The sequence below is a fragment of the Streptomyces avidinii genome (assembly GCF_014650695.1).
GTDB classification, from domain to species: Bacteria; Actinomycetota; Actinomycetes; order Streptomycetales; family Streptomycetaceae; genus Streptomyces; species Streptomyces avidinii.
The window spans coordinates 1-5,742 of the sequence record NZ_BMVL01000040.1; the positions used below are offsets into that span (position 1 = coordinate 1).

At 74.6% G+C, this 5,742-nt stretch carries 1 protein-coding gene; it reads right to left on the minus strand.

Translation table 11 applies throughout. The features are described from left to right. The coding region (locus IE257_RS37515; protein ID WP_189974585.1) for a type I polyketide synthase at positions 1 to 5,742 on the minus strand (5,742 nt) is incomplete at both ends.

Genomic DNA, 5,742 nt, shown 5'->3' on the forward strand with positions numbered 1-5,742 from the left:
CGCCGAGGGTGCCGGTGCCGCCGGTGATCAGCGCCGTCCCCTCCGGGTCGATCCCCTGCGGGACGGTCAGGACGGCCTTGCCGACCAGCTTCGCCTGACTCAGGTCGCGCATCGCGTCACGGGCACGGCGCACGTCGTACGTGGTGATGGGCGGGGGCACCAGGGCACCGGCCCGGTACAGGTCCATCACCGCGACGAGCATCTCCTGGATGCGGTCCGGTCCCGCTTCCATCAGGTCGTAGGCCTGGTAGGCGACGCCCGGGTAGGCCTCGGCGACCTGCGCGGGGTCACGCTTGTCGGTCTTGCCCATTTCGAGGAAGCGTCCGCCGCGCGGCTGCAGTCGCAGGCCCGCGTCCACGAACTCGCCCGCCAGGCAGTCCAGGACCACGTCCACACCACAGCCGGCGCTGGTCTCCATGAACCACTGCTCGAACTCCAGGGTCCGGGAGTTGGCGATGTGCGGTGCGTCCAGACCGTGATCGCGCAGGGTCTGCCACTTGCCGGGGCTCGCCGTGCCGTACACCTCCGCACCGAGGTGCCGGGCCAGCTGCACCGCGGCGATGCCGACACCGCCGGCCGCCGCGTGCACCAGGACCGACTCGCCCTGCTGCACCGCGGCCAGGTCCACCAGCCCGTAGTAGGCGGTGAGATGGGTGATCGGGATCGTGGCGGCCTGCTCGTACGACCATCCGTCGGGCATCGGGGTCAGGAACCGGTGGTCGCAGACGGCGACCGGCCCGAACGAGTCCGAACACAGGCCCAGCACCCGGTCGCCGACGGCGACGTTCGTCACCCCGGAGCCGGTCTCCATCACGACGCCGGCGACATCGCCACCGATGCCCTTCTGGGTGGTGACCACGCCGAGCGCGACCACGACGTCACGGAAGTTCATGCCGACCGCGTGCACCGCGATGCGGACCTGGCCGGGGCCGAGGGGGTCGAGGACCTCCGGGCAGGGGACCAGCGCCAGGTTCTCGATGGTGCCGCTGCCGGTGCTTTCCAGGCGCCACGGCACCCCTCCGGACGGCGGCAGCAGCGCCGAGTGCGAGCGGGCGCGCGCCAGCCGGGGCGCGGTGACCGTGCCGCGGCGGACGGCGATCCGGGGCTCGGAACCCTCCAGCGCGGCCGGGAACGCGTCCCGGGACTCCGGCCGACCGTCCAGGTCGACGAGGCCGAAGCGGTCCGGGTTCTCGGTCTGCGCCGAGGTCACCAGACCCCAGCTCGTCGCGTGGGGCAGATCGGTGACGTCCTCGGCGTCGCCCGCGGCGACCGCCCCCGTCGTCACCAGCACCAGGCGGGACGTGGCGAAGCGCTCGTCCGCCAGCCAGGCACGGACCCGCTCCAGGGTCTCCTGCGCGGCGGCGTGCGCCGCGGTCACCGGATCGCCGGACCCCGCCGGGGCCAGGCAGGTGACCACGGTGTCCGGGACCGGGCCGTCCGCGGCGAGCGCGGCCAGGTCCGGCAGGACACGTTCCGCCCCGTCGGCCAGCCCGAACGGGTCCTCGCCGACCAGCGTGTACGGGACCGCGCCGTCGCCCTCCGCGCCGGCGGGCAGCACGGCCCAGTCGAGGTGGAGCAGCGCCTCCTCCAGCGCGCCGCCCGACGTCTGCCCGATGGCGGCCGGCCGGGTCACGAGTGAGCGCACCGCGACGACGGGCCTGCCCGTGTCGTCGGTGAGCAGCAGCGAGAGCTGGTCACCGGCCGGCGTGAGACGCACCCGGGCCGCAGTGGCCCCGGTCGCGTACAGGTGCACACCGGTCCAGGCGAACGGCAGCTTCACGCCGGACTCCTGGTCACCGGCGACCGCCATGGCGTGCAGCGCGGAGTCCAGCAGCGCCGGGTGGACGCCGAACCGGGCGGCCTCCTCGCGTTCCGTCTCGGGCAGCCGGATCTCGGCGAACAGCTCGCCGTCCCGGCGCCACACCGCTTCCAGTCCCCGGAACGCCGGGCCGTAGTGGTAGCCGCCCTCGGCGAGTTCGTCGTAGACGCCGTCCAGCGCGACGGGCTCCGCCCCGGCCGGCGGCCAGGCCGCGTCCGGTACGGGCTCCGCGGGCGCCTCCTGGCCCAGGGTGCCGGTCGCGTGCAGCGTCCAGTCCCCGTCGCCGGTACGGGAGTGCACGGTGACCGTGCAGCCGTCCGCACCGGCGTCCGGGGTGGCACGGACCTGCACCGTGACGTCGTCGTCGGGGCCGGTGCCCAGCAGGAGCGGTGCCTGCAGGGTGAGTTCCTCCAGGTGCGGGTGGCCCAGGTGGTCGCCCGCCCGGATCGCCAGATCCACGAAGGCCGTGCCGGGCAGCAGGACCGTGCCGGAGACGGCGTGGTCGAGGAGCCACGGATGGGTGCGCCCGGACAGCAGGCCGGTGAGCACAACGCCCTCACCGCCCGCCATGACCACGGCCGCGCCCAGCAACGGATGGTCCGCCGACTCCAGGCCGGTCGCCGTCAGGTCTCCGGCTCCGCGCCGCCCCTCCAGCCAGAACCGCCGGCGCTGGAAGGCGTACGTCGGCAGCTCCACCTGCCGGGCGGCGCCGGCGAACACCGGCGTCCAGTCGATGTCGACGCCCAGCACCCCGGCCTCGGCCACCGAGGTCAGCATGCGACGCAGACCGCCGTCCTCGCGGCGCAGCGAGCCCACGGCCGCCGCTGCCGCGCCGGCATCGTCGATGCTGTCCTGGACGGACGGCACCAGCACCGGATGCGGGCTGATCTCCGCGAAGACGGTGAAGCCCTGCGCCAGCGCCGCACGGGTGGCTCCCTCGAACTCCACGGTGTGGCGCAGGTTCCGGTACCAGTACCCGGCGTCCAGCTCCGCGGTGTCCAGCGTGCCCCCGGTCAGGGTGGAGAAGAACGGGATCGAGGACGAGCGCGGTGCGATGCCCTTCAGCTCCGCGGCGAGATCGGCCTCGATCTCCTCCACCTGAGCCGTGTGGGAGGCGTAGTCCACCGGAATGCGGCGGGCCCGGACACCGTCCTCGGCGCAGCGGGCGAGCAGCTCGTCGAGCGCACCGGGTTCACCGGCGACCACCGTGCTGACCGGTCCGTTGACCGACGCCACCGAAATGGTTCCCGGCCAACCCGCGATCAGGTCCCGCGCCGCCGCGGAGGGCAGTGCCACCGACACCATGCCGCCCCGTCCGGCCAGCGCGGAGCCGATCGCCTTGGCCCGCAGCGCCACGATCCGGGCCCCGTCTCCGAGGTCCAGTGCCCCGCAGACGCACGCGGCGGCGATCTCCCCCTGGGAGTGGCCGATCACCGCGTCGGGCTCGACCCCGTAGGAGCGCCACACCTCCGCCAGCGAGACCATCACGGCCCACAGCGCGGGCTGCACCACGTCGACCCGGTCCCAGGGCGGGGTGCCCGGCTCCTGCCGCAGCACGGCGAGCAGCGACCAGTCGACGTACGGGCTGAGCGCCTCCTCGCACTCCTGGACGCGGGCCCGGAAGACCGGCGAGGAGTCCAGCAGCTCGGCCGCCATCCCCGCCCACTGCGCGCCCTGTCCGGGGAAGACGAACACCACCCGGTCGTCGCCGAGTACGGAACCCTCGGCCACGCCCGGCGGCAGCGCCGCGTCCGGATCGCCGACCCGACCCGCCAGCCCGGACGCACCGGACAGCAGCGCGTCCCGGTCGGCGCCCAGCACCACCGCACGGTGGGGGAGCGCCGCCCGGCCGGTCAGTGTCCGGCCCACGTCCGCCGGCGACAGCTCCGGGTGCGCCTCGAGGTGCGCCACCAGCTGCTCGGCCTGCGCGTAAAGCGCTGCCCGGTCGTGCCCGGAGAGCACCCACGGAACCACCTCGGGGGCCGCGGGCACAGCCGCCACCGGCGCGGGGGCCGGAGGCTGCTCGATGATGACGTGCGCGTTGGTGCCGCTGATCCCGAAGGAGGACACACCGGCCCGGCGCGGAGCGCCGTCCGCCGGCCACTCCTGCGCCTCGGTCAGCAGCTCCACCCCGCCGGAGGTCCAGTCGATCTGCGAACTGGGCGAGTCCACGTGCAGGGTCTTCGGCATGACGCCGTGCCGCATCGCCATGACCATCTTGATGATGCCCGCGGCACCCGCCGCGGCCTGGGTGTGGCCCATGTTGGACTTGACCGATCCCAGCCGCAGCGGCCGTCCGGCGGGGCGGTCCCGGCCGTAGGTGGCCAGCAGCGCCTGCGCCTCGATGGGGTCGCCGAGCGTGGTGCCCGTGCCGTGCGCCTCCACCACGTCGACGTCGCCCAGGCCGAGGCCCGCGTTGTCCAGGGCCTCTTCGATCACGCGCTGCTGCGCGGGTCCGTTCGGCGCGGTCAGACCGTTGGACGCACCGTCCTGGTTGACGGCGGTTCCGCGCACGATCGCCAGTACGGGATGGCCGTTGCGGCGGGCGTCGGAGAGCCGCTCGACCAGCAGGAGTCCGGCACCCTCGCCCCAGCCGGTGCCGTCGGCACCGTCGGCGAAGGAGCGGCACCGGCCGTCGGGGGACAGGCCGCCCTGCCGGGACAGCTCCACGAACACGGCGGGGGTCGACATCACGGTCACGCCGCCGGCCAGCGCCAGGTCGCACTCACCGCTGCGCAGTGCCTGCGCGGCCAGGTGCAGGGCCACGAGCGAGGACGAGCACGCGGTGTCGATGGTCAGCGCGGGGCCTTCCAGCCCCAGGGTGAACGCGATCCGCCCGGAGGCGACGGAGCCGGCCGAACCGGTTCCTATGAACCCCTCGGCCTCCTCCGGCAGTTCGGCCCGGTCGGTGGCGTAGTCGTGGTACATCATGCCGGTGAACACGCCGGTCCGGCTGCCGCGCACCGCGTGCGGGTCGATGCCCGCGTGCTCCAGCGCCTCCCAGGCGGTCTCCAGCAGCAGCCGCTGCTGCGGGTCCATGGCCAGGGCCTCGCGCGGCGAGATGCCGAAGAACTCGGGGTCGAAGTCGGCCGCATCGTAGAGAAATCCGCCCTGGCGCACGTACGAGGTGCCCGGCCGGGTCAGCTCGGGGTCGTACAGCCGCTCCACGTCCCAGCCGCGGTCCTCGGGCATGCCGGCGATCGCGTCCCGGCCGGAGAGCACCAGCTCCCACAGTTCCTCGGGAGACGACACCCCGCCCGGGTAGCGGCAGGCCATGCCCACGATCGCGATCGGCTCGTCCGCCCCGGAGGCGGACACGGCCGGCCGCGCGGCGGGCCGCGCCTGCACCCCGCCCGTCAGCTCGCCGAGCAGGAAGTCCACCACGGCGGACGGCGTCGGGTGGTCGAAGACGAGGGTCGCGGGCAGCCGCAGGCCGGTCGCGCCGCCCACGCCGTTGCGCAGCTCGATCGCCGCCAGCGAGTCGAAGCCCAGCTCACGGAACGTCCGCTTCGCATCCAGTCCCTCGGACGTCGGGTAGCCCAGCGCGGTCGCCGCGTGCGTCCGGACGAGGTCCAGCAGCCTCCGCGTCCGCTCGGCCTGCGGCAGCGCCGCCAGCTCGGCCGCGAAGGCCGGACTCCCGGCGGTTCCCGGGGCGGCCGCCGCCCGGCGGGCCGGAGCCCGCACCAGGCCGCGCAGCAACGGCGGCAGCGTGCCCGCACCGGCCTGGGTCCGCAGTGCCGCGAGGTCCAGGGGCATCGGCACGCAGACCGGCGCGTCCAGCGCGACGGCCGCGTCGAACAGTGCGAGGCCCTGCTCCTCGGAGATGGGCAGCACCCCGGCGCCGGCCATGCGGCGCATCACCGCTTCCTCGTCGGCCAGGTGGCCGGTCATGCCGCTGCGTTGGGCCCAGAATCCCCAGGCGA